Origin of the sequence: Streptomyces sp. NRRL F-5135, assembly GCF_000719775.1 — a bacterium.
GTDB lineage: Bacteria > Actinomycetota > Actinomycetes > Streptomycetales > Streptomycetaceae > Streptomyces > Streptomyces hebeiensis.
This window is the reverse complement of record NZ_JOHR01000030.1, coordinates 94,125-118,794: the sequence shown is the minus strand read 5'-3', so window position 1 is coordinate 118,794 and position 24,670 is coordinate 94,125. Positions and strand designations below refer to the sequence as shown.

Here is a 24,670-nt window from a genome sequence, read left to right as displayed (position 1 = left end):
TCGGCCTACTCACCCACCGGTGGGCAGACCGGTCCGTGGCGCCGTGCCGAGGTGGACGCCGACCCGCTTGACCATGAGCGTCATCTCATAGGCGACCTGGCCGACGTCGGAGTCCGCGTCGGCCAGGACGGCCAGGCAGCTGCCGTCGCCCGCCGCGGTGACGAAGAGGAAGGCCTCGTCCAGTTCCACCACGGTCTGCCGGACCTGGCCCGCCTCGAAGTGCCGGCCGACGCCCTTGGCGAGGCTGTGGAAACCGGAGGCGACGGCCGCGAGGTGCTCGCCGTCCTCGCGCGTGAGGTCCTTGGACGTACCGGTGGCGAGACCGTCGCCCGAGAGCACCACCGCCTTGCGGATACTGGCGACCCGCTCGACGAGTTCGTCGAGGAGCCAGTTGAGCTCCCCCACGCGGCCCGGATCGGTCGACGTGCGTGCTGCGGCATTCGGTGCGGTCATCGACCGTCCCCCTCCGATGTGGTTCCTTGTGTCTCGCCGGCGCGGGTGGCGTCCTCGGCGGCGTTCTGCCGGCGACCGCGCTGCCAGCCGCGTTGCAGCGAAGCCATGCGGTCGCGCACCTCGTCCGCGTCCCGGTCTCTCTCGTGGTCGGCGCCCGTGGTCCGCCCGCTGGAGCGTTCCGGGGGCGGCGCCGCGTCCCTGAGCTGGGGGGCGAGGCTGGCCTGCCGGATTCGCCTGGGCAGGCCGCCGATCAGGGTCTGGGCCTCGTCCGACGGTACACGTCTCGGTCCGCCCGGGCCGGTCGGCCCGGTGTCCGGGCCCGAGCCCGGGCCCCCCGTTCCACCGGATCCACTGCTCCAGGGTCCCGGTCCGCCGGCCCGCTCGCCGGACCTGTGGCCTCCGGTGCCGGACGCCGACGGGCCGCGGTCGGGGTCGTCCACGCGCCGGCCACGGTCGACGACCAGCGTCGGGGGCTTGCGGCGCGGCGTCCCGGTCAGGTCGTCCGGGAGATCGGAGCCACCGCCGTCGCGCGTCTGCCGGTACGGGTCGTGGCGCCCGCGTGGGGACGGGATGCCCCGTCCGTCGCGCCGGTCCCGCGGGGCACGGCCCTCGTCCCAGGAGTCGCGCGAGTCTCGGATGTCACGGGGGTCACGAGCGTTCCGGGGGTCCCGCGGATGGAGCCCGGCCCGTACGTCAAGGATCTCCACGGCGCCATGGCCGTCCGCGTCACGCGGGTGCTCGCCGTCGCGGTCACGGTCGCGGTGATGATCCCGATCACGGTCATGGCCTCGGTCGCGGCCCAGCTCGCGGGCGCGGAACAGGCCGCCGCGTTCGCTCTCGGTGTCCTCCAGGTCGCCGAGGCCGCCGCCCGTGCCGAGGGCCGGCCCGCGCTCCGCCTCCAGGGAACCGACCGGGGCCTCGAGTTCGACCGGGCCGTCGAGCACGTCCGGGTCGCCGCCCCGGCCCGTGGGGACCTGCGCCAGCGCCGCGCGCCGGCCGCCGCCCTCGTTCCGGCCGCGCCTGCCCTCCAGCGTCTTCTTCCGGTCGAGCCGGAAGCCGGTGCCCTCGGTGTCGGGGGCGTCGGTGAGCAGCGCGGACGGCAGGAAGACGATGGCGGTCGTGCCGCCGTACGGGGAGGTCTGGAGCGAGACCCGGACGTTCTGCCGCTGAGCGAGCCGGCTGACCACGAACAGGCCGAGGCGGTCGGTGTCGGACAGCTCGAACTCGGGTGTCTCGGCGAGCCGCAGGTTCGCGTCGAGCAGCACGTCGGGGGCCATGCCGAGGCCGCGGTCGTGGATTTCGAGGGTGAAACCGTTGGCGACCCGCTCGCCGTGCACCTGCACCCCGGTGTGCGGGGGCGAGAACACCGTGGCGTTCTCCAGGAGTTCGGCGATGAGGTGGGTGAGGTCGGCGACGGCGGGGCCGCCGACCCCGATGCGCGGCAGCCTGCGGACCTCGATGCGTTCGTAGTCCTCCACCTCGGCCACGGCGGCGCGCACCACGTCCATCAGCTGGACGGGCTTGCGCCACTGCCGGGACGGCGCGGCGCCGGAGAGGATCACGAGGCCCTCGGCGTGCCGGCGCATGCGGGTGGTGAGGTGGTCGAGGCGGAACAGGTCGGCGAGTTCGTCGGTGTCCTCCGTACGCCGTTCCATGGTGTCCAGGAGGGTGAGCTGGCGGTGGAGGAGCACCTGGTTGCGGCGGGCGAGGTTGACGAAGACCTCGGAGACGCCACGGCGGAGATCGGCCTGTTTCACGGCGGCCTCGACGGCCGCGCGCTGCAGGGTGTTGAGCGCCTGGCCGACCTGGCCGACCTCGTCCTTGGCGTATTCGAGCCGGGGCGCCTCGGTCTCCACGTCGACCTGCTCGCCGGCGGCGAGACGGCGCATGACGCTGGGGAGCCGTACGCCGGAGGCCTCGTGGGCCTCCCTGCGCAGCTGGGACAGGTCCCGGATCAGGACGCGGCCGATCCGTACGGAGATGAGCACGGAGACGAAGAGCGCGGCGAAACCGACGGTGCCGGCGACCGCGAGCCTGACGAACACGGCACGGCGCACGGGGTCGATGTGGGCCCGGTAGAGGGCGTCGGCCTCGGCGCTCTCCCGGGTGAGGTCCTCGAGGACCGGCGCGGTGGCGTCCTCCCAGCCCCGCAGGGTGAGCGATGCCTTCTTGGCGGCGCCGTCCCCGATGAGGGTGTTCTCGGTCTCGCGCAGGGCGAGGGTGGCCGGGGTGCGCCAGTACTGCTCCAGGGTCACCCGGTCGGAGAGGGGCAGGTCGGACAGGTTCGTCTCGTACAGCATGGTGCGACTGGCGATCAGGTCGGAGATCGCGCGCAGGTCGCCGGAGGTGAACTCGCGCGAGACCAGTGCGGCGGAGACGAGCGCGTCCTCTCGGGAGAGCATCTCCTTGGCGCGGTCGAAACCGACCAGCGCCCGGCCCCAGTTGTCCCCGTCCACGTCCTCGTGTCCGTAGAGGGAGGCGAGGAAGGTGTGGCTGGGATTGATGAGCTGGTTGTAGAAGTTCAGCGCCTTCTCACGGGTGACCGTGCTCTCCTCCACGGAGCGGCGCATCAGGTCCAGCAGGTCAAGGGACTTGACGAGCGCGGTGTACCGCTCGGAGGAGATGCCGTCCATCCGGTCGCGCACGTCAGGAGTGACGTTTCTCTTGACACGTGCGACGGCGTCGTCGGTGTCGGCCCGCCGGGCGCGCAGATCGGCCAGCGCGCCGGAGGCCGTGGGATCGGCCAGGTAGATCAGCGATTCACGGCGTTCGGCCTGGACAGCCCGGATGCTCGCCTCGACGGGGCGGCCGACTTTGTTGATGACATGTCTGACGTCGACGAGTTGAGCCGCCTGGTCGCCGGTGAGCACGGAGACGAACGCCCACAGGCCGGTGAGCGCGACGAGCGGCACGAGCAGCAGCGCCACGATCTTCCGGCGGATGGATTTCCCGCGAAAGCGCATGGCCTCCCCCAGCTCGATCCCCTGCCTGTCACGGGGGATGCTCCATCAGCAAACGGCGCGAGCCTACTACTGTCACACCGGCAACTCGAAGACACATCCGGATGTTTTTCGGCCTTCGGGTGGCACATTGGTGACGGGTTGTCCCGGTACACGGTGAGATGACGCCCGTCGTCGGGAGGCGGGAGACCTGGCTGGACGCCATGTGACCGGTCACGCCGGATGGCCGAAATCGCTTGGTTCATCGCGGGGTTGATGATGACATGGGAATCTTCCGGGCCTGCCATTCGTCCTTCTGTGTGCGGATTGTTCGGGGATCCGGGGACGTTGCGGCACTGCGGGTGGTTTCGCATGACACGTTCGGGTTCCCGGCCGGCGTGGGGCGGCCGGGGGCGGGGCAATTGCTTCCCAGGTGCCCCAGGACAGGGCCTGGCGGACACGCGGTGCCCGTCGGGGCACCATGTGGCACGGGCCCGGGCCCGAGGCGACGGGCATGACCGCGGAAGGCGGACATGAGGGTGGGGAGGGACCGTTGAGGGAGACGGAGGAGCGGCACGGTGCCGCGTCGGAGAGCGGGTTCGCGGGCGTGCCCCGGAGCCTGTGGGTCGAGGAGCCGGCGAAGCGCTACCGGCTGCCGGACCCGGTGCGTACGGCCGCGGTCCGCGCGGTGATCTTCATGGCGGTGACGCTGATTCAGGCCATGGTCGCGTTCCTGAGCACGCTCGCGGGTTCCTGGCTGGCTTTCCCCATGGTGCTGAGCAGCGTGGCCTCCACGGTGCTGGCGACCTGGGGCGTACTGGACGTATGGGTGACCCGCCAGGTGTGGGTCCAGCGTCACGGGGTGGTGTCCAGCCCCAGCAGTACGGCACGAGAGCTGCGCCGGGAGCGGCGCAGGGCCCGCCGGGCGGCGCGGCGGGAGCGGCGGGACGCCGCGCGCATACGGAGTGCCGTCACTCCGTGACGGCGGCCGGTGCACGCCGGGGCCGGTGCACGCCGGAGGCCGTGTGTGCGAGGGCCGGTCCGCGCGGCGACCGGTGTGCCCGCCGGGAGGCGCATGGCCCCTGCGCGCGCCGGGCGGTGGGCGCGGTGACTGGTACGCGGGGTGCGGTGACCGGTACGCGGGGTGCGGGCGCCCGGGCCGACGGACGGGGTGCGACGGGCGCTGTGCGGAGGGCGGTGTGCGGGCGCCGGGGCGCGGCTCAGTCCGTGGCCGGCTCCGGGGCCCGCTTGTACATCCGGGTCGCGGTGATCTCTCCGTGGACGGTCTCCCCGTCCGGGTCCGGCTGGGGCAGTCCGGGGCGCAGGTGCTCCTCCACGCTGATGTACTTCAGCCCGGCGCGCAGGTCCGCGTCGTTGCGCAGGCGGATGACGAGGGGGAACTCGGCGAGCGCCGTCGTGTCGAACAGGCCCGTGGTGTACAGGAGCTGGACGCCGAGGGCGTCGGACACCGCGCGTTGCAGTTCCAGCAGGTACGTGGCGTTGGCGCGGCCGATCGGATTGTCCAGGAAGAGCGTGCCCGCGTGCCGGTGCTTGTCGCGGCCGCGGTCGTTGCTGCGCAGGGCGGCCATCGTGCAGTAGAGCGCGATGGCGGCGGTGAGGAGCTGGCCGCCCGAGAAGACGTCGCCCATCTGTCCGACGGGGACGCGTTCGGCGCGCAGCACCGCGTCGGGCTTGAGGATCTCGACGGCCACGCCCTTGGGCTGCAGCGCGGCCCGGACGCCGCGCAGCAGCAGAGACATTCCGTCCCTGCGCAGGTCGGAGTTCTTCTTCAGGGCGGCGCTGGTCGCCTCGTCGATCACCTCGCCGAGCCGCTCGGCGAGCGTCGCGCGGTCCGGCTCCTCGAAGCGGATCCGCAGGAACTCCTGTCCGGACCACTCGCCCAGCCCCTCCGGCAGCCGGGAGAGCCGCTGGGCCGAACGGAGCGTCGTCAGCGCGGACTCCACCAGGCCGCGCAGCCGGTCGACGATGGAATCGCGGTTGCGCTCCAGCTGGGCGAGTTCGTCGGTGAGCACACGCAGCCGGGGGGCGAACGCCTCGGCCCAGGCGGCGGCGTGCTCGGGCAGCGCGGACGCGGGCAGTTCCCGGATCTGCTGCCGGGCCGGGGTGCGCACCTGCTCGTACCGCGTGGAGTTGGCGTGCCGTACGAGCACGTCGCACGCTTCGCGGACGCCCGCCTCCGCGGTGGAGAGGTCGGACGCGCAGCCGCGCAGGGAGCGGCGGGCCTCGGCGGTGGCGCCGCGGGCCTCCTCCAGGGTGCCGGGGTAGGGCTCGGGCACCTGCGGGGCCTCCTCGTCGCCGCCCCGCCCCGGGGCCTCCTCCGATGCCGCGCCGCGCAGCAGGTCGCGCAGGAGCGCGGCGGTCTCGTCGAAGCCGCTCGCCGCGTCCTCGGCGGCGCGGTGGGCGTGGAGCAGCTCGGCGTGGGCGGCGCGCGCGGATTCGAGCGCGTCGGTCCGTTCGGCGAGCTCGTTGGTCGCGGTACGCAGCAGGGTCTGCGCCTGGTCGGCGTCGGCGGGGACCAGGTCCTCGGGCAGCTCGGTGTGCGCGTCGCCGTCCTCCGGAGCCAGCCGTTCCGCCTCGCCGCGGAACCGGCCGAGTTGTTCGCTGGCGGCCGAGGCGCGGGACTCCAGCATCTGCACGAGTGACTCGGCACGGGCGGCGGCGGCCTGCCGGGACGGGCCGTCGGCTCCGTCGGGGGATTCGAGGAGCTGGGCGGCGCGGGTGCGGACCTTGTTGGTGAGCCGGTCCAGTTCGGCGAGCGCGGCGCTCTCGTCGCTCTCCGCGCGGGCCTGTTCGGCCCGCAGGTCGGCGCCGACGCCCACCTTCTCGTACAGCTGGGAGGCGGCGCGGTACGCCTCGCGCAGGGCGGGCAGCGCGGCGCGCGGGGCGTCCGGATCCGCCTCCGGAACGTTCTCCGGCGCGCCGGCGATCTCGGCACGCTCGGCACGCAGGGCGCGGGCGGTGCGCCGGGCGTCGTCGCCCGCGCGCTGGGCGGCCCTGCGGTCCTCGTCGGCGGCCCGGGCGCGCTCCAGGCAGACGGCCGCACGGGCCTCCGACTCCGCCGCGTCGTCGGCCAGTTCGCGGAGCCTGGTCTGCCACTGGGAGCGTTCGCGGAGCCGGAAGGCCAGGCCGGACAGGGCGTCCGCGGCCCGGCGGGCGCGCTGGGCCGCCTCCTGCCGCTCGTCGCGGACCCGGGCGGTCTCGGTGGCGGCCTCGTCGGCCTCGGCGCGCGCGGTACGGGCCTCGGCGAGCGCGGCCTCGGCGGCCTCGGCGGCTTTCCCGGCGGTCCTGGCCGCCTCCGACAGCTCCCGGAGCATGCCGGGCGGGCAGTCGGCGCGCCACGATCCGAGCCGGGCGGCGAGCGAGCGGTCGCCGGTGAGCCGGGCGGCGAGGAGGCTGATCTCCTCGTCGCGCGCGGCGGCGCGGGCGCGCAGCGCCCGCCGCTCCTCGTCGGCGGCGTGCTCGTCGTGCATGGCCGGATTCGGCGGGACCAGGAACACCGCTCCGTCGTCCGTGCCACCGCCCCCGGGCCCCGGCACGGGCGCCAGCAGCGCGGCGGCGGTGCCCACGGCGACGGTGGAGCGCGGCAGCAGCGCGGCCCCGGCGAGCGCTTCCCGCGCGCGGGCGTGCGAGTCGGGGTCGGTGATCACGACGCCGTCGACCAGTTCGGGCCGGGCGGCCAGTACGGCGGCGTGGTCGGCGGGGTCCACGGACTGGGCGAGGTAGCGCCAGCCCGGCAGCGCCGGAATGCCCTGCTCGCCCAGGAACTCGACGGTGGCGAGGACGTCGGGGCCGGGCGGCAGCAGACCGCCGTCACCGAGCGCGCCGAGGATACGGGCGTCGTCGGCCGCGGCGGTGCGCAGCTCGAAAAGCTGCCGTTCGGCGGATGCGACGTTCCCGTCGAGTAGTTCGCGCAGGTCGTCGGCGTACCGGTCCAGGTCCTCGGCGCCGAGGGGGCCTTCCGCCGCTCGGGGGACGGGCCCGGCCGTGGCCGCGGGCCCCTCACCGCTCCCCGGGCTCCGGTCCTGCCGCGGGCCGCCGGTACCGGCGGAGTCCGCGCCCGTGGGGCCGGCCCCGCGGGGCGCGGGGACGCGGCCGACGGCGGCGACGGCCGCGGGCAGGCCCATCAGCTCGGCGAGGCGTTCGTCGCGCGCGATGGACTCGGCGGCGCGGCGCTCCGCGTCGTAACGGCGCTCCGCCGCCTGGGCGGCGTCGGCGGCCCTGGCGGCGGCCAGTTCGGCGCGGGACTCCGCCGACGCGCTCTCCCTGGCCCGATCCGCGGCGCCGCGGGCGGCCTCCCGTGCCGCTTCCCAGGCGGCGACCGCGGCCTTCTCGGCGTCGGTCGCGGCGAGCGCGGCGCGGGCCGGATCGGCGTCCGGCGTGCTGTCGTCGAGCCAGCCCGCCCGGACCGCCTCCGCGGTCTCCTGCTCGACCTCGGCCAGGCGCTGACGCAGGTGTCCGGCCTCGCTGCGGGCGCGCTGCGCCTCGGTGGCGGCGGACGTCGCGTCGCGGTGGGCGGCCTCGCCCGCCTCCTGGAGGGCGGCGGAGCGCTCCTCCTCCTCGTTCGCCAGCCGTTCGCCGTCCTCGGCGGCGGCCTGCAGCGCCCGGACGAGATCGGCCGCCGCGGTGGCGCGCGCGGCGAGGGCGGGCGCGGCGTCGCGTTCGGCCTCCCGGATCGCGGCGGCCACCCTGGCCGAGCGGTCGGCGGCGGCCCGGTGCCGCAGCACGGCCTCGGCGGCCTGCCAGGCGGAGTGCAGCGTACGGGCGTCGGTCAGCTCGCGGCGCTGGGCGGCGGCGCGCTTCTCGGCCGCCGTCAGGGCCAGGGACGCGTGGCGGTAGGCGAGTTCGGCGGCGATCAGTGAGCTGCGGCCGCGCGCCTGGTCGGCCGAGGTCACCGTGTGCGCGGCGGCGGTGACCCGCTGGGCGAGGTCGGCGACCCGCTCGCGTTCGGCGCCCGCCCGCGCCGCGAGGCGGCGCACGAGCGTACGGGCGCGGCGCTCGGCGCCCGTGTGGACGTCCCGGGCGCGGGCGCGGGTCCCGGTGGCGTCGACGATCCGGCCGAGCAGGTCGACGGACCCGGCGGTGAAGTCGCGCTCGGCGCTGAGCTCGGCCCGGCGGCCCAGCTTGTTGCCGAAGCCGGAGACGAGGTCGGCGAGTCCGTCGGTGTCGCGGGTGTCGGTGACCGCGCGCAGCAGCAGGTCCGTGAAGTCGGAGTCCTTCTTGACGGCGAACAGGCCGGCCGCCTCGCCCTCGTCCGCGTTCATCTCGCGCTGGTAGCGGAAGAGTTCGGGGTCGAGTCCGAGGTCTCCGAGGTGCTCGTTCCAGCGGTCGTGGATCTCTTCCCAGTGGACGTCCAGGTGCGGGTACACCTTGCCCGCCTCCGTGAGGGCGTCCCGGAAGCCCTTCATCGTCCGGCGGCGCCCGCGCGCTCCGGAGGCCCCCTCGACGGGCGGCCGTACGGAGGTGGACTCGGCGACCGGCAGGGAGTCGAGGCCGAGTCCGGGGCCCGGCCGGAACGAGTACCAGGCCTCGGCGAACTTCCTCGGGTCGTTGGACACCTGCCGGCCGCGCCACTCGCTGGCCTTGCCGACGACGACGAGTTCGCCGGTGAGGGTGTGCTGCCACTCCAGGGCGACATGGCCGCAGTCGTCCGCGAGCAGGAACTTGCGCAGCACACCGGAGCTGGCGCCGCCGAGGGTGTTGCGGTGTCCCGGCAGCATCACCGAGAAGATCAGTTTGAGCAGCACGGACTTGCCGCCGCCGTTCTCCAGGAACAGCACGCCGGCCGGGGCCGGGCGGCGCGGCGGGCCCGTCGGCTCCTCCTCGAAGAACTCCGCCTGGGTGGGCGCGGGACGCGGCACGGGCGCGCCCACGCCCCGCAGGTCGAGCACGGTGTCGGCGTAGCGCGCACCGGCGGGCCCGATGGAGTAGAGGCGGACCCGGGACAGCTCGTACATGGCGGCGGACTCTCGTGGGGAGGGGACGTGGGCGGTGGGTGCGGCGGTGGCCGGTGGGCGGCGGTCGTGGCCGGGTGGGTCGGTCGGACGTCGGTCACATGGTGGTGGCGGCGGTCGGACGGTCCTGGGCGGTGCCCGGGGTGCTCGGGTCGGCGGTCATGCGTGGAAGGGCAGGCCGGCGTCGGCGGTCAGCTCCAGGTCGTCCCCGTCGGGCGGCGCCACGAGCGTGGCGGAGCCGTCGCCGACGGGGACGACGCCCAGTTCCAGCAGCTCGGCCAGGGCCGCGTGACCGGCCATGTCGCGGACCTGGAGCTGGTAGCGGGCGGTCGTGCGGTAGGCGCCTCCGGCGTCGTCGCCGGTGCGCTGGAGGAAGCCCGAGTCGGCGAGGAACGCGACGGCCTTGGCGATGATTCCGGTGGTCGAACCGGCGAGGCGGCGGGCGTCCTTGGTGGCGCCGGTGGAACTGCGCCGGGCGTAGATCCGCCAGGCCGCTTCCAGGCCGGGGGCGTCCGTGGACGGGTCGGTGTTGGCTCCCTCCTCCTCGGCGCGTTCCGCGAGCCTGCGGCATGCCTGCCGGACGAAGGCGTCGACGCCGTTGACGGTGATCCGGCCGATGTATCCGTCGTCGGCGAGGTCCTCCGGCCTCGGGAACGCCAGTGCCGCGACGGCGAGATGGGCGAGACCGTGCAGGAACCGGTCGGCGGAGTCCGTGGCGGCACGGCGGGCGTAGTCGCCCATGCGGACCGCGAAGACCGAGTCCTCGCCCGCCGTCACGGCCATTCCGGCGCGGGGCGAGACCTCCAGCACCACCAGGCCGAATCCGGTGGCGACCGCGTCGGCGAGCCGCGCGAAGGAGGAGTCCTCGCGGTAGCGGCGCAGCAGCTCGGCGTACTCGGCGTCGCGTGCGGGGAGCAGCTTGGGCTGGAGCCCGAACGACACGAGCCGCGCGGCGTCCGCGGCGTCGGCGGGTGTGACGCCGCTGCCCGCGCCGGGGGCGGGGCCGCCGCTCGCGGCCGGCTCGGCCGCGTCGACGCCGTCGCCGCCGGCGGTCTCGAGGGCGGCGGCGACGGTCTCCTCCCGGGGCGCGGTCTCGCCGCGCTCGGCCGGGCCGGTCCACGCGTCGTGGAGCTCTGCGTGGTGGTCACTCACGGGTGTTGCTCCTTGGCGGGTTTCACCTTCCGGCCGGGGCCGTGGGGTGCGCGGTGCGTCGGTCGGGTGCGTCGGTCGGGCGGGTGGCCGGGCGGATGCGGGGCGGCACGGCCGGACGGTCGTCGCGTGTCACACGTCACGCCGCCTCCGTCCGGTCCGCCGCCATCCCCGCCGCGTCCAGGCGCGCCGTCCCCACGATCAGGTCGGCGCCTCCGAACTCCGGGTCGTCCAGCGGCGTCCCGTCGTCCACGGCGAACAACAGCCGCTCCTCGCCCTGCCGGTAGGCCGTGCCCACGGGCGGGCTCGCCGCGTGGACGGCCAGCAGGGCTACCAGGTACGGCAGGTCGGGGTCACGGCGGCGGGCCTCCGCCAGCAGCCCGGAGAGGCGGCGCGGCGCGTCGTGCTCCAGGTCGAGGAGTTCCTTGGCGCTCGCCAGCTGTTCCTCGCTGAAACGGCTGTCGTCCGGCGTCGCGATCAGGTCCGGCTCCGGCATCTCGGCGCCGAGGTGTGCCCGTTCCGCGGGGGGCGTCAGCAGCAGGTCGACCAGGTCCCCGACCCGTACGGACGTGGGCGTGCGCAGGCCCGTGCCCCGGGCGAAGAACGCGTCCGTCACGCGCGTCGCCCGCTCGACGGGCAGCGGGAGCAGCGGGGCGAGCAGCTGCCCGTACAGGTCCAGTCCCGTGTGCGCGGCGGGCCGGGCGAACGCCTGCCGGTCCTGCTCGGCGCGGAAGAGCGGGCCCGCCTCCAGCAGCCGGGACTGGAGTTGCGTGTGGCGTCGGATGCAGTCCTTGACGATGTCGACCAGTTCGGCGGCTCGCCGCTTGTGCTCGGCCGTCTTCGGGTCGGAGCCGGTCTCGGCCTCGTCGCGCGCCTTGCGGATGTTGGTCAGGATCGCGTTCTCGTGGCGGTAGCGGTCGGCCACATGGGCCAGGGCCTCGTCGATCAGGTCCGGTACGGCGTTGAGCCAGTCCACCGCGCGCACGTTGCGGCGGGTCGCCTCCAGCGTCCTGCGCAGCGTCTCCGCGTACTGCACGGTCCGGTAGCGGGCCTGCTCCGCGGCGAGCTGCGCGTCGGCCAGGCGCCCCCGGCTGATCAGGACCTCCAGCTTGACCTCGGCGGCGATCTGGGCACTGGTGACATCCGTGTCGAGGGCGCCCACCAGCACGTTCACCGCTTCGTCGGTGGTCCGCAGGTAGACGCTGCCGTCGTGACCGGGAACCTCTTCGACGAGCTTGAAGTCGTAGTCCCTGCGGGTGTACACGCCGTCCGGGCCGAACGTGCCGTAGACCGCGCGGAACCCGCGGTCCACGCTGCCGACGTTGATCAGGTTCTCCAGCACCCAGCGGGCGACGCGCTCGTGCTCGTCCGCCGGGCGGGCCGGCGCCTGGGCCGCGACGCGCGGGAGCAGGCGGGAGACGATCTGCTCGTGGTCGGCGCCCGTGTCGAAGTCCATGTTCAGCGTGACCAGATCGATGGCGGCGAGCGCGACTTCGGCCATCGCGTAGACCGAGTACTCTCCCGCCAGGTTGGCCTTGCGGGCGTCCAGGTCGTGCAGCGGCGCGGTGCAGGCGAGCGCGCGCAGCCGCCGCGCGAGCCCTTCGTCGGCGGCCGGGCCCAGGGCGGGCCGCGGCCCCGCGCTGAGCTGGGGCGGAACGGCGTCCGTCGAGGCAGGCGAAGTCACGCAGCACAGGTTATGTCCTCGCACTGACAACGGTCGAAACGGCGCAGAGCGGCCCCGGGATCAACGTCCGCTTCCGGCCGGTCGGCGCCCGGCCGCGTGCTCCGACCGCCCCGTCGGGGGCCGTGGCCGCCGGCCCACGCCGGAGTCACTGTTCCCCCGAGTGTCCTCGTCAGTTCATTCTGGGCTGCTGATATGCGCATGCCGAAGTCGGACTGGGGAGGCGCGAGTGAATCTCGTGGTGAACGGCAATGCCGAGAGCGGGCCCGGCGGGTCCGCGGAGCCGGTGGGGAAAGTGACGGGGTGGGAGGTACGGGACGGGGCGCCCGCGTTGATCGCGTACAGCCTCGGCGGCGGCTACCCGACCCCCGCCGACCCGGGGCCGCCGGCCCGGGGCAGCCGGTTCTTCTCCGGCGGGAACAGCCCGCTCACCAGCCTCGCCCAGGACATCGTCCTGCCCGCGCGGGGCAGGACCGGGCGGGCGCACGTCGACGCGGGCCGGGTGCGGTACACGCTCGCCGGCTGGCTCGGCGGATACGCCGGACAGGAGGACGGAGCCCGCCTCTCCGTGGAGTTCAGGGACGGCAGGGGCACGCCGCTCGCCCTCTCCGTGCTCGGCCCGGTGACCGCCGCCGAGCGCCAGTCGCGTACCGCCCTCGTGGAGCGCACCGCGTCGGCGGCGGTTCCGCCCGGCGCGCGTACGGCGCGCGTGCTGCTCGTCCTCACCCGCAGCGGCGGCGGGACGTCCAACGACGGCTACGCCGACGCGATATCGCTCACCTTGACCGCCACCGGGGGAGACAAATGACCGGGCTCGACCGACGTGATCTGCTCAAGGCCGCCGGCGCGGCCGGAGCGCTGAACCTCGCCTGGCCGCTGAGCGCGGGGCTCTCGCCCGCCCAGGCCCGCGAGGCCGCCGAGGCGCTCGGCGCGGACTACGATCCCGCGCCGTTCACCCTCGGCGTCGCCTCCGGGGATCCGCAGCCCCACAGCGTGGTCCTGTGGACCCGCCTGGCGCCGGAGCCGCTCGCCGCCGAGCAACGACTGCCCGAGATCGTGGAGGTCGAGTGGGTCGTCGCCGCCGATCCCCGGATGCGGCGCGTCGTCGCCCGCGGCACCGTCCCCGCCTCCGCGACGCTCGGCCACAGCGTGCACGTGCCCGTCTCCGGGCTGTCGTCCGGCACCCGCTACTGGTACGCCTTCAAGGCCCTCGGCAGAACCAGCCGCACCGGGCGGACGAAGACCGCGCCCGTCGGTGACATCGCCTCCGTACGCTTCGTCGCCGCCAACTGCCAGGCGTTCCACGACGGGTTCTACGCCGCCCACCGCGGCATCGCCCGGGAGGACGTCGACTTCGTCCTCCACCTCGGCGACTACATCTACGAGCACGGCCAGGTCGGCGGCGTCCCCGCCGACGTCGTCCGCGACCACGAGGGCCCGGCGGTCTTCACGGTCGCCGACTACCGCCGCCGCCACGCCCTCTACAAGGGCGACGCCTCCCTGCGCGACGCCCACGCAGCCCACCCCTGGTTCCTGACGTGGGACGACCACGAGGTCGCCAACGACTACTCCGGTACGGGCGGCGGCGCCCCCTTCCTGCAGCGCCGCGCGGCCGCGTACCAGGCCTGGTACGAGAACATGCCGCACCGCGACGCCGGTACCCGGTCCCTCCCCGACCCCGTGATCCACCGGACCCGCCGCTGGGGCGGCCTGCTGGAACTGACGATCCTCGATCTGCGCTCGTACCGCTCGGCACAGAATCTCGCCGACGGGACCATCCTGGGAGCCGAGCAGAAGTCCTGGCTGAAGCGGAATGTCGACGGCGCCCCCGATTCCTGGCACGTCTGGGCGAATTCGATCATGCTCAGCCAGCTGCGCGGCCGGCCGGGCGGCCCGTACATGTTCACCGACCAGTGGGACGGCTTCCTCGCCGAGCGCGAGGAGGTCCTGAACCACGTCCACACCAGCGGCCTGGAGGACCTCGTCGTCGTCACCGGCGACTGGCACTCCGCCTTCGTGGACGACATCCGGCCGGACTTCGACGACACGTCGTCACCGGTCATCGGTACGGAGTTCACGGCGCACTCGATCACGTCGGGCGCCTACTCCGCGGACTGGAACCGGACCAACGGCCCGGTCATGGGCGCGGCCAACCCGCACCTGAAGTACTTCGAGGGCAACCGCTACGGCTACGACGTCTACGAGGTCACGCCGCGGCGCTTCAACGACTCCGACAACGCAGCAGGGGGCACCTCCCAGCGGTAGCTGGGGGAGTGCGTGCCAGGCGTCGCGAGCCAGGCGGGACTTTCGAAACACGCCCTAGGAGCGGGACAGGCCGCCGTCCGTCATGACGTCCGGCACACGTGAAGGCCGCGGCACCGTCGCCGCGGCCGGACCGTGCCGGTCCGGGGACCGCGGGGGCCACCTCCGTTCCGTGGCGCACCAACCGCCGCAAAAGCAGCGTCGGTTGTCATACCTCCGCGATAAACTCTTCTGTGTCGTCCCATGGAAGTCCGTGGGGGTCGCCGAGGCTACGGGGGAGCTGGGGCGTATGACGGAATCAGGGGTGGGCATCGGCCTGCGGGGCCGCCGGGCGGTCGTCTCGCTCGTCGACGAGTGCCTGGAGCAGCCGCCGACGGCGGAACGGCCGGTGACGATCCTGCTGGGGCCCCGGGGCAGTGGCGCCAGCGAGGTGCACAGCACGCTGATGGAGCGTTTCGGGCCCGAGCACCCGTTCGCGTATGTCAACTTCGCCGGGGAGCACGCGCTCCTGCCGCGTTACGGCCTGGCGCTGCTCGCCCGGCAGCTGGAACGCAAGCTCCCCCGGTACCGGCGCTCGCACTTCCCGCGGTTGACGCTGGGGCTGCTGGCCTCCGACCACGAGCTGCGGATGACCAGCCTGGCCCAGGGCAGGCGCACCATCCGGCGCGAGCTGGAGGAGTTCCAGGAGCAGGCGGAGGCCCGCCACGGCGACTATCTCGCCGCGTTCTTCGAGGTGGCCGCCGGCGCGGTGGGGGCTCCCGAGGGCGCTTCCACCGCGGCGGTCGCCGTGCTGCGGGACGCCGTGCGGATCGGGCGCCGGCGGATGCCCGGCGTCAAGTTCACCGCCGGGGCCTCCTGGTACGGAGAGCACCGGCTGATCAGGAGCAGTGACCCGTGGGAGGCGCTGGTCGAGCTGAACCTGTGGCGGCACGGCGGTGACGCGGCCGACGGGGAGCGGCTGGACCGGGTGCTGTTCTCGGCGTTCCTGGCGGACCTGCGGCGCAACACGGCCCGCTCGTTCACGCCCCGCTCGTACCTGCTCCTGCTGGACAACTGCCACACGGAGTACGGCCGCCGCTTCGTGGACCTGCTGATCCGCGCCCGGCACGACGACACGGTCGTCGCCGATCTGCCCTGTGACCCGCTGACCGTGGTCGCGAGTTCGAACCGCTGGCTGCCCCGCTGGGGCACCACCACGGGCGAGGCGTGGCCGTGGCGGCCGCGCGTCCCCGACCGGGCCTCCCTGCCGGACTGGAGCGAGCACCGGCCGACGCGCGACAGCGACGACACCTGGTGGTACCCGCTGCGGCTGCGCGACCTCAACCTCGACGAGGTGCGCGTCCGGATCGAGCTGGAGCTCCGCCACCACCCCGATCTCGCGCCGTTCACCCGGCTGGCGCCGTTCGTGCACCGGCTGACCCACGGGCTGCCGCGCGCGGTGCACCAGGTGCTCGACACCTTCCGGTACTCCGGCGCCCCGGCGGACGGACCGGAGCAGGACCGCTGGCTGCGGACCCTGCCCGACCGGACGCTGCGCGAGGGGGAGAGCGCGCCGACCCTCGCCGACGCCGCTCTGGACCACCTGCTCCAGGGGCTCGACGAGGGGCGCCGGCGCACGCTCGCCGAATGCGCCGCCGCTCGTGACCTGTCCGTCGGCGTCCGCGTGCTCAGCCCCGGGGACACCCTGTTCGGGGAGATCCGCGCCCGCTGGCTGCTGCTCGGGCCCGAGACCGTGACGCCGGCCCTGCACCCCTGGCCGCGCCGGCTGCTGCTGTGGCGGCTGGCGCGGCGCCCGGACGACTGGGACACGGTGCACGAACTGCTCGCGGAGCACTTCCGGACCGAGGGACGCCCGGTCCAGGAGATGTACCACCGGCTGGCCTGGGGCCGGATCGACGAGGTGACGGGCTATCTGATCGATCGCTTCCCGGTGGTGCCCGCGGCCCAGTGGATCAGCGAGTTCGGCGCGATCACGGCGGCGCCCAACCGGTTCGGTTCCGCCGGCGGACCGCTGGAGCTGCTGGCGGAACTCGGCGCGGGCGCCGGCGACCGGGGGCTCGGCGCGGAGTCGGTGATACGGGAGCTGGTCACGGCCCGGTGGGTGTGGAGCGATCCGCTCGCCGACCCCGGGATGCGGCTGACCGATCTGATCGCGGACGGTTTCAACCAGCTGTCGCGGCTGCGGAGGAACGATGTCGTGGCCCTGTTCAACGAGGCGGAGCGCTATCGGCACTGGCGCCATCCGCTGACGTCCACGAGCGAGGGGTGAGAGCCGGATGCGCAGACTCGAATGGCCGTTGCACGTCGTCCGCCGCGTCGTGATGGCCGTGGCCGTCGTCGCCGTGCTCGCGGTGGGGATCCCGCTCGCCGTCGACCGGATCGGGGACGTCAGGGCGCGCTGCGCGGACGGCGTCGTGAAACGGGGGGACGGCGGCGAGTGCGTGGGGGTCACCGACGGCTCGTGGGTCTTCGCCGACCACCTGGAGCTGGTGGAGGAACGGATCCGGAAGGAGAACGACCAGGTCGTCGCGGAGGCCGAGAAGAAGAAGGAACCGTATGTGAGCGTCGCGTACATGACTTCCTTCACCCTCACCGACGACGACAGCAACTCGGAGGATTCGGTGCGGCACGAGCTGGAGGGCGCCTACCTCGCGCAGTACCGGCACAACCGCGGGGACCTGTCCTCCTCCCCCAAGATCCGGCTGCTGGTGGCCAACACGGGCAGCAGCTCCGCCGAATGGGAGCACACCGTCGACGAGCTGATCGACCGCACGACGACCGACGACAAGCTGGTCGCCGTGACCGGACTCGGTCCCAGCACCGACCGCAACCTGGCCGCGCTGAGGAAACTCTCGGAGCACGGGATCGCCACGGTCGCCAGCACGATGAGCGACACCACCATCCAGAACATCCCCGGCTTCGTGCGGGTCGGGCCCGACAACGTGGCCGAGGCGTACGCCGCCGCGAACTACCTGAAGAAGGCGGGCTTCCGCCGGGCGGTCGTCGTCCAGGACATGGCGGGCCGCAACCTGTACGCGAAGAGCCTGGCCAAGGCGTTCGTCGAGGCGTTCCCCGACGACCGGCGCGAACTGGCCGCGGAGAGCATGTCGTTCGACTCCTCGGGAGCACCGGGGGTCTGGAAGACCGAGCTGCGCAACATCCCCGTGAACATCTGCGACAAGAAGCCGGAGGTCATCTACTTCGCGGGCCGTGGCCGCCATCTCACCCATTTCCTGGACGCGCTGGCCAACCGCAGCTGCACGGACCGGACGTTCACGGTGGTCGCCGGCGACGACACCTCGAACCTCAACCGGGAGCAGATCGAACTCGCCTCCCAGCGGGCCGTTCGCGTCCTCTACACGGGTCTCGCGCACCGCGACATGTGGAGCGACGCCCCTGACAAGGTGTCCGAGCTGTCGGCGAGCCATTTCCAGAAGGGCGGGCGGATGGACCGGTGGTTCCCCGGTGACGACCGCTACGACGGCCAGGACATCATGGCTCACGACGCCGTCCTCACCGCCGCCCACGGCATCGAACTGGCCGCCGGCGGACCGGATGTGACGGGGAGGGCGGTGGGCCGGATGTTCCACCAGATGGACGGCCAGCCGGTGGCGGGCGCCAGCGGCTTCCTCTCCTTCCAGAACAACGGCAATCCGCGCGACAAGGCGGTCCCGATCCTCCGGCTCAACTCCCGGGGCCGCGCGGACCTGGTGGAGGTGGTGGCGGGCCGGACGGGGCCGACCGGGGACCGGTGACGTGAGCCCGGACAGCGGGGCGGAGGTCCTGGTCGGCCGGTCTTCGCGGGCCCGCGAAGACCGGCCGACCAGGGTTTCTCCGTCACCCCGGCGGCCCGTATCCTCCGCCGCCCGGGGTGCGGACGACCAGGACGTCGTCCGGGCCGGCCTCCACCGTGTCGACGCCCCGCAGCGGCTCGACCGTGCCGTCCGCCCGGTGGATCTCGTTCTCGCCGAGCGCGCCCGCCCCGCCGCCCGCCATTCCGTACGGGGGCACCCTGCGGTGGCCGCCCAGCAGCGTCACGGTCATCGGCTCCAGGAAGCGCAGGCACCGTACGACGCCGTCGCCGCCCCGCCAGCCGCCGGCGCCGCCGCTGCCCTCCCGTACGGAGAAGGATTCGACCCGCACCGGGTAGCGCCACTCCAGCACCTCCGGGTCGGTGAGCCGCGAGTTGGTCATATGGGTCTGGACGGCGTCCGCGCCGTCGAAGCCGTCGCCCGCGCCGGAACCGCTCGCCACGGTCTCGTAGTACTGCACCCGGTCGTTGCCGAACGTGAGGTTGTTCATCGTCCCCGAGCCCTCCGCCTGGACGCCGAGCGCCGCGTACAGCGCCCCGGTGACGGCCTGGGAGGTCTCCACGTTGCCGGCGACCGTGGCCGCCGGGTAGGCGGGCGCGAGCATCGAACCGTCTGGCACGCGGACCTCCAGCGGCTCCAGACAGCCGCTGTTGAGCGGGATGTCGTCGGCCACCAGCGTCCGGAAGACGTAGAGCACCGCGGCCATCACCACGGACGTCGGGGCGTTGAAGTTGCCGGGCAGCTGGGGCGAGGTGCCGGCGAAGTCCAGGACGGCGGAGCGCGCCTCGCGGTCCACGCGCAGGGCGAGCGCGATGACGGCGCCGCCGTCGGTCTCGTAGCGGCAGGAGCCGTCCCGCAGTTCCGCGACGATGCGGCGGACCGACTCCTCGGCGTTGCGCCGCACGTGCCCCATGTACGCCTGGACGGCCTCGACGCCGAACTGCCCGGTCATCTTCCGCAGTTCCGCGATGCCCTTCTCGTTGGCGGCGATCTGGGCACGCAGGTCGGCGAGGTTGGTGTCCGGGTCGCGGGAGGGGTACCGCGCGCCGGTGAGCAGCCGACGCGTCTCCGCCTCCCGGAACCGGCCGTCCCGGACGAGCAGCCAGTTGTCGAAGAGGACGCCCTCCTCGTGCACGGTCGAACTGAAGGCGGGCATGGAACCCGGGGAGATGCCGCCGATCTCCGCGTGATGGCCGCGCGAGGCCACCAGGAACGCCGGCCGCTCGCCCCGCTCGTCGAAGACCGGGGTCACGACGGTCACATCGGGCAGATGGGTGCCGCCGTGGTACGGGTCGTTGACGGCGTACACATCGCCGGGCCGCAGCGTGCGCCCGGTCTCGTCGTCCTCGCCCTCGCGGCTTCCGGCGCCGCGCCGCCTGCGCAGCACCTCCTTGATGGACTCGCCCATCGAACCGAGGTGCACGGGGATGTGCGGCGCGTTGGCGATCAGGTTGCCGTCGGCGTCGAACAGCGCGCAGGAGAAGTCGAGCCGTTCCTTGATGTTGACGGAGTGCGCGGTGTTCTCCAGGCGGACGCCCATCTGCTCGGCGATCGCCATGAAGAGGCTGTTGAAGACCTCCAGGAGAACGGGGTCGACGTCCGTACCGACCGCGACGCGCCCGGGCCGTGGGGTCACCCGGGTCAGCACCAGATGCCCCGACTCGGCCGCCACCGCCCGCCAGCCGGGGTCGACCACGGTGGTGGCGTCGGACTCGGCGATCACGGCGGGACCGGTGACGGTGTCGGAGGGGCGCAGGTCGTCGCGGCGGTGCAGCGGGACGTCCCGTACCGACCCGTCCGTGAACATCCGTACGGTGGCGTACGGTCCGCCTCCGCCGGGCGCGTCGGAGCGCGGTGGCTCGTACGGGGTGTGCGGCCCCGCCGCACCCACGGCTTCGACCGAGACGGCCGCCACGACCAGGGGCTTGTCCGTCGTGAAGCCGTACCGGGTGCGGTGGAGGTCGGCGAACGCCTCGGTCATGGCGGCGGCGTCCGCCAGCTCGACCGGCAGGCTAGCGTCCGTACCCGCGTAGCGCAGCAGCACCCGCGCGTGGGTGGTGACGGCGTCGTCCGGGACCCGGTCGGCGCGCAGTTCGGCCCGGGTCCGCTCGGCGAGTGACGCGCACAGCTCGCGCACCCGGCGCTCCGTACGGTCGTCCAGCTCGGCCTCCACGGACCGCTCCCGCATGGCGGTGGCGTCGGCGAGCCCGATGCCGTACGCGGACAGCACCCCGGCGAGCGGGGGCACGAGGACGGTGTCGACCCCGAGGACGTCGGCGACCGCGCACGCGTGCTGGCCGCCCGCCCCGCCGAAGCTGGTGAGGGCGTAGCGGGTGATGTCGTGCCCGCGCTGCACGGAGATCTTCTTCACCGCGTTGGCCATGTTCAGGACCGCGATCTCCAGGTAACCGGCGGCCACCTCCTCGGGCGTACGGCGCGTCCCCGTCGCCGCGCGCACCTCCTCGGCGCGGGCCGCGAAGCGCTCCCGCACCACGTCGGTGTCCAGTGGCTGGTCCGCGTCCGGGCCGAACACCGCCGGGAAGTGGGCGGGCTGGATGCGGCCGAGCATCACATTGGCGTCGGTGACGGTGAGGGGGCCGCCGCGCCGGTAGCAGGCCGGGCCGGGCTCGGCGCCCGCGGAGTCGGGGCCGACGCGGTAGCGCTGTCCGTCGAAGTGGAGGACCGAGCCGCCGCCCGCCGCGACGGTGTGGATGCTCATCATGGGGGCGCGCATCCGCACCCCGGCCACCTGGGTGCCCAGTTCGCGTTCGAACTCGCCCGCGTAGTGCGAGACGTCGGTGGAGGTGCCGCCCATGTCGAAGCCGATGACTCGGTCGTGGCCGGCCTGCCGCGACGTGCGCGCCATGCCGACGACGCCGCCGGCCGGTCCGGACAGGACGGCGTCCTTGCCGCGGAAGTGGGCGGCTTCCCGCAGGCCGCCGTTGGACTGCATGAACATCAGGCGCACGGAGCGCAGTTCGGAGGCGATCTCGTCCACGTAGCGGCGCAGGATCGGCGAGAGGTAGGCGTCCACGACGGTGGTGTCGCCGCGCGGCACGATCTTGATGAGCGGGCTGACCTCGTGCGAGCAGCTGACCTGGGTGAAGCCGGCGGCGCGGGCGGCGTCGGCGACGGCCTTCTCGTGTGCGGGGTGGCGGTAGCCGTGCATGAGGACGACGGCGGCGGCGCGGAACCCGTCGGCGTGGGCGGCGCGCAGCCCCTCGGTGAGGGCGTCCGTGTCGAGGGGCCGTACGGTGTCGCCCCGGGCGTCGACGCGTTCGGGGACCTCGATGACACGGTCGTAGACGGCCTCGGGCAGCACGATGTGCCGCTCGAAGAGGCGGGGCCGGTTCTGGTAGGCGATGCGCAGGGCGTCCCGGAAGCCCTCGGTGATCAGCAGGACGGTCGGCTCGCCGCGCCGCTCGAGGAGTGCGTTGGTGGCCACGGTCGTGCCCATCTTGACGATGTCGATCCGGTCGGCGGGGATCGCCTCGCGCGGGCCGAGGCCGAGCAGCAGCCGGATGCCGGCGACGGCGGCGTCCCGGTACCGCTCGGGGTGGTGGGAGAGCAGTTTGCGGGTGACGAGCCGGCCGTCCGGGCGTCGGCCGACGACATCGGTGAAGGTGCCGCCCCGGTCGACCCAGAACTCCCAGCGTCCGGCCTGTGCGGTCATCCCCCCATTCTCGTCGCGGGGGCGGTGGGGGCGCCTTTCGTGGCGGCGGAGGCGGCGGCCCGGCCCGCCGCCGCGAGGGCGCGGCCGGGGCCCCGGGACCGGTCGGCGCCTTGAGGTCCGCGGGCGGGACAGCGCCGCGCAGGCACGACGGCCCGGCAGACGCCCCAGGCCCGGTCGGCATCCCGAGGCCACCCGGCCCGACGGCCGCCGCGAGATCCGCGGATCCGGCAGGGCCACTCGGGCACTGGGGCGGCGCGGCCCGCGCCTGTGGACGCGCGGGCGGCGTCGCCGACGGAAGGGCCCCGGGCGGACCCGGCTCCGGTTCCTTCCGGGACCGTACCCGCGTCACGTCGCGCTCGTCGTGCGCCCCGGTCCCGCCCGGCCGGGGCCGGTCGCCGGACGTCATCCCGCCGTTCCGCCCGGGCCGCGCGGAGCCGGGATCCTCGGCAGCGGTACGTCGTGGGCCGCCAGGAACGCCGCCACCGCCCTGTCCCAGCCGAACAGCTCCGCGCGGTCGCGCGCGGCCGCGCGGCGCCCGCGCTCCGGGCGGGCCAGCAGGTCCTCGACGCCGTCGGCGAACGCGTGCGCCGTGTCCGTCGCCGCCACCCCCGCGTCGCCGACCACCTCCGGCAGCGCCGACGACGCGCTCGCGACCACCGGGGTGCCGCAGGCGAGCGACTCCAGCGCCGACAGCCCGAACGTCTCGGCCGGGCCGGGCGCCAGGCAGATGTCCGCGGACGCCTGGAGGGCGGCCATCTCCGCGCGGTCACCCACGTGTCCCAGGAAGTGCGCGGGCAGCCCCCGCTCCCGGGCCCGCCGGACCAGCCCACCGCGCAGCGGCCCGTCCCCGGCGACGACCAGCACCGCCCGCACGCCCCGCGCCCGCAGCTCCGCCAGCGTGTCGAGCGCGGTTCCCGGCCGCTTCTCCACCGACAGCCGTGACCCGAGCAGCAGCAGGACGTCGGCGCCGCGCGCGTACCGCTCCCGCAGGCCCGCCGACCGCCGGTCCGGCCGGCAGCGGACCAGGTCCACGCCGAGCGGCGCCCGCACCACGTTGCGCGCGCCGATGCGCAGGAACTCCCGCTCCGCCCACTCCGTCGTGCACACGATCCGGGAGTACGCCCACGCGCTGCGCGCGTTCAGCCGGTCGGCCGCGCGCTCCGCCGCCGTCCCCGGCACCCCCCAGGTGCGCAGCACCCCGTCCGCGGTCTCGTGGGAGACCATCACGGAGGGCACCCGGTGGCGCCGGGCCCACTCCCCCGTCCAGCGCAGCGTGGTGCGGTCGGAGACCTCCAGCCGGTCGGTGCCGAGGTCTTCGAGCACGGCCCGCAGCCGCCGCCGTGCCGTCAGCACCCGGTAACCGCCGGTGCCCGGCAGCACCGGCCCCGGCAGAGTGATCACCCGGCCCTGCGCGGTGTCCTCGTCGGTCGCCCGCTCACCCGGCACGATCAGCACCGGCCGGTGCCCGGCCGCCAGGTACCCGCGGCCCAGCTCCCGCAGCGCGGTGCGCAGCCCACCGGAGGACGGGGTGACGAAGTTCGCCAGCCGTACGATCCGCAGCCCGCTCACGCGACCACCGCCGTACGCGCTCCGAGCACCTCGTCGTAGTGGCCGAGCAGCTGGTCCCCCACGGTCTCCCAGGTCCGGCCCTCGACGGCGGCCCGGCCCGCGCGCCCGTAGGCCGCGCGGAGCGCGGGGGCCCAGGCCAGCTCCCGTACCGCCGCCGTGACGGCGCCGGCGTCGTGCGGGGTGACCAGCAGGCCCGTACGTCCGTGGTCCACGAGGTCCAGCGGGCCGCCGGCGGCGGGCGCGATCACCGGCACCCCGGCGGCCATGGCCTCCTGCACGGTCTGGCAGAAGGTCTCGTACGGCCCGGTGTGCGCGAACACGTCGAAGGAGGCGAAGGTCCGCGCCAGTTCCGCGCCGGTCCGCCGGCCGAGGAAGACGGCGCCGGGCAGCGCGCCGCGCAGCGATGCCTCACTGGGGCCGTCCCCGACGATCACGACCCGCACGCCGGGCAGCTCGCACACGCCGGCCAGCAGCTCGACCTGCTTCTCGGGCGCCAGCCGGCCGACGTACCCGACGATCAGCTCCCCGTCCGGCGCCAGCCGCCTGCGCAGCGCCTCGTCGCGCAGCTCGGGCCGGAACCGTACGGTGTCCACACCCCGCCGCCACAGCCGCACCCGCGGCACCCCGTGCTCGACGAGGTCCTGGACGGCGGCGCCGGAGGGCGCGAGCGTGCGGTCGGCCGCGGAGTGCACGGCGCGGATCCGGCGCCAGGCCGCGGCCTCGCCCGCCCCGACGTACGTCCGGGCGTAGCCGGCGAGATCGGTCTGGTAGACGGCGACGGCGGGGACGTGCAGCCGCGCCGCGGCCGTCATCCCCCGTACGCCGAGGACGAAGGGCCCGGCCAGGTGGACCAGGTCGGCCCGGTGCGCGGCGATGGTGGCCGCCACGCGCCGGCTGGGCAGGGCCACCCGGACCTGCGGGTAGCCGGGCAGCGGCAGGGACGGTACGCGGACCACCGGGCACGGGGCGTCGGTCTCGGCGGCGCCGGCGACGGCCGGCGCGATGACGAGCGGATCGTGACCGCGTGCGGCAAGGTGCCGCGCGGTCTGGAGGGCGCAGTGGGCCACGCCGTTGACGTCGGGCGGGAAGGACTCGGTGACGATGACGACACGCATATGCGTGTTGTCGTCGTACCGAGCGTGTCCCCGCCAACGAGGATC

General features: G+C 74.4%; 13 protein-coding genes. 5 read left to right on the top strand and 8 right to left on the bottom strand.

Features of this window, described 5'->3' with window-relative positions:
* Window positions 1-9 precede the first annotated feature (9 nt).
* Both IG02_RS0134150 and IG02_RS0134145 read right to left on the bottom strand, forming a co-directional pair.
* Window positions 10-453, bottom strand: coding sequence for a roadblock/LC7 domain-containing protein (locus IG02_RS0134150; RefSeq protein WP_030757109.1), 444 nt, complete (start codon window positions 451-453; stop codon window positions 10-12).
* The gene (locus IG02_RS0134145; RefSeq protein WP_030757106.1) at window positions 450-3,416 is read right to left on the bottom strand and encodes a nitrate- and nitrite sensing domain-containing protein; all 2,967 of its coding nucleotides are present in this window, start codon (window positions 3,414-3,416) and stop codon (window positions 450-452) included. Before IG02_RS0134145 ends, IG02_RS0134150 begins: the two co-directional genes overlap by 4 nt.
* A 457-nt stretch (window positions 3,417-3,873) precedes the next feature.
* Between IG02_RS0134145 and IG02_RS0134140 the strand changes: the two genes are divergently transcribed.
* Window positions 3,874-4,374: a hypothetical protein gene (locus tag IG02_RS0134140; protein WP_420707819.1), complete on the top strand. Its 501-nt coding sequence runs from the start codon at window positions 3,874-3,876 to the stop codon at window positions 4,372-4,374.
* Between the two features lie 238 nt (window positions 4,375-4,612).
* Here IG02_RS0134140 and IG02_RS0134135 read toward each other — a convergent pair whose 3' ends face one another.
* From IG02_RS0134135 to IG02_RS0134125, 3 genes are all read right to left on the bottom strand, one after another.
* Complete coding sequence (locus IG02_RS0134135) at window positions 4,613-9,367, bottom strand: hypothetical protein (RefSeq protein ID WP_030757101.1); 4,755 nt, start codon at window positions 9,365-9,367, stop codon at window positions 4,613-4,615.
* A 156-nt stretch (window positions 9,368-9,523) separates the two neighbouring features.
* Complete coding sequence (locus tag IG02_RS0134130) at window positions 9,524-10,516, bottom strand: hypothetical protein (protein ID WP_030757098.1); 993 nt, start codon at window positions 10,514-10,516, stop codon at window positions 9,524-9,526.
* Window positions 10,517-10,652: 136 nt separating this feature from the next.
* Window positions 10,653-12,197: a hypothetical protein gene (locus IG02_RS0134125; RefSeq protein ID WP_030757095.1), complete on the bottom strand. Its 1,545-nt coding sequence runs from the start codon at window positions 12,195-12,197 to the stop codon at window positions 10,653-10,655.
* 226 nt (window positions 12,198-12,423) lie between these two features.
* On the opposite strand from IG02_RS0134125, the gene IG02_RS0134120 reads away from it, so the two are divergent.
* The 4 genes from IG02_RS0134120 (at window position 12,424) to IG02_RS0134105 (ending at window position 18,211) form a co-directional block, all read left to right on the top strand.
* Entirely contained in the window at window positions 12,424-13,002 is a 579-nt protein-coding gene (locus tag IG02_RS0134120; RefSeq protein WP_030757092.1) for a hypothetical protein, read from the top strand.
* Window positions 12,999-14,459 (top strand): alkaline phosphatase D family protein, encoded by a 1,461-nt coding sequence (locus IG02_RS0134115; protein WP_078855049.1) that lies wholly within the window; start codon window positions 12,999-13,001, stop codon window positions 14,457-14,459. The genes IG02_RS0134120 and IG02_RS0134115 overlap by 4 nt, the downstream gene beginning before the upstream one ends.
* A 286-nt stretch (window positions 14,460-14,745) precedes the next feature.
* Window positions 14,746-16,725, top strand: coding sequence for a hypothetical protein (locus IG02_RS0134110; RefSeq protein WP_030757087.1), 1,980 nt, complete (start codon window positions 14,746-14,748; stop codon window positions 16,723-16,725).
* Window positions 16,726-16,732: 7 nt separating this feature from the next.
* On the top strand, window positions 16,733-18,211 hold the full coding sequence (locus IG02_RS0134105; RefSeq protein ID WP_030757084.1) for an ABC transporter substrate-binding protein: 1,479 nt from the start codon (window positions 16,733-16,735) through the stop codon (window positions 18,209-18,211).
* Window positions 18,212-18,293: 82 nt separating this feature from the next.
* On the opposite strand, the gene IG02_RS0134100 is transcribed toward IG02_RS0134105, so the two are convergent.
* The 3 genes from IG02_RS0134100 to IG02_RS0134090 form a co-directional block, all read right to left on the bottom strand.
* Window positions 18,294-21,941 (bottom strand): hydantoinase B/oxoprolinase family protein, encoded by a 3,648-nt coding sequence (locus IG02_RS0134100; RefSeq protein WP_030757082.1) that lies wholly within the window; start codon window positions 21,939-21,941, stop codon window positions 18,294-18,296.
* Between the two features lie 402 nt (window positions 21,942-22,343).
* Window positions 22,344-23,510, bottom strand: a complete 1,167-nt coding sequence (locus IG02_RS0134095) for a glycosyltransferase (protein ID WP_037805068.1) — start codon at window positions 23,508-23,510, stop codon at window positions 22,344-22,346.
* Window positions 23,507-24,625 (bottom strand): glycosyltransferase family 4 protein, encoded by a 1,119-nt coding sequence (locus tag IG02_RS0134090; protein ID WP_030757076.1) that lies wholly within the window; start codon window positions 24,623-24,625, stop codon window positions 23,507-23,509. Before IG02_RS0134090 ends, IG02_RS0134095 begins: the two co-directional genes overlap by 4 nt.
* Window positions 24,626-24,670 lie beyond the last annotated feature (45 nt).

What these genes read in the sequence shown, in the direction of transcription:
- IG02_RS0134090 (WP_030757076.1), bottom strand. Translation starts at nt 24,625, where the DNA reads ATGCGTGTCGTCATCGTCACCGAGTCCTTCCCGCCCGACGTCAACGGC.
- IG02_RS0134140 (WP_420707819.1), top strand. Translation starts at nt 3,874, where the DNA reads ATGTGGCACGGGCCCGGGCCCGAGGCGACGGGCATGACCGCGGAAGGC.
- IG02_RS0134110 (WP_030757087.1), top strand. Translation starts at nt 14,746, where the DNA reads ATGACGGAATCAGGGGTGGGCATCGGCCTGCGGGGCCGCCGGGCGGTC.
- IG02_RS0134115 (WP_078855049.1), top strand. Translation starts at nt 12,999, where the DNA reads ATGACCGGGCTCGACCGACGTGATCTGCTCAAGGCCGCCGGCGCGGCC.
- IG02_RS0134150 (WP_030757109.1), bottom strand. Translation starts at nt 453, where the DNA reads ATGACCGCACCGAATGCCGCAGCACGCACGTCGACCGATCCGGGCCGC.
- IG02_RS0134105 (WP_030757084.1), top strand. Translation starts at nt 16,733, where the DNA reads ATGCGCAGACTCGAATGGCCGTTGCACGTCGTCCGCCGCGTCGTGATG.
- IG02_RS0134100 (WP_030757082.1), bottom strand. Translation starts at nt 21,941, where the DNA reads ATGACCGCACAGGCCGGACGCTGGGAGTTCTGGGTCGACCGGGGCGGC.
- IG02_RS0134135 (WP_030757101.1), bottom strand. Translation starts at nt 9,367, where the DNA reads ATGTACGAGCTGTCCCGGGTCCGCCTCTACTCCATCGGGCCCGCCGGT.
- IG02_RS0134145 (WP_030757106.1), bottom strand. Translation starts at nt 3,416, where the DNA reads ATGCGCTTTCGCGGGAAATCCATCCGCCGGAAGATCGTGGCGCTGCTG.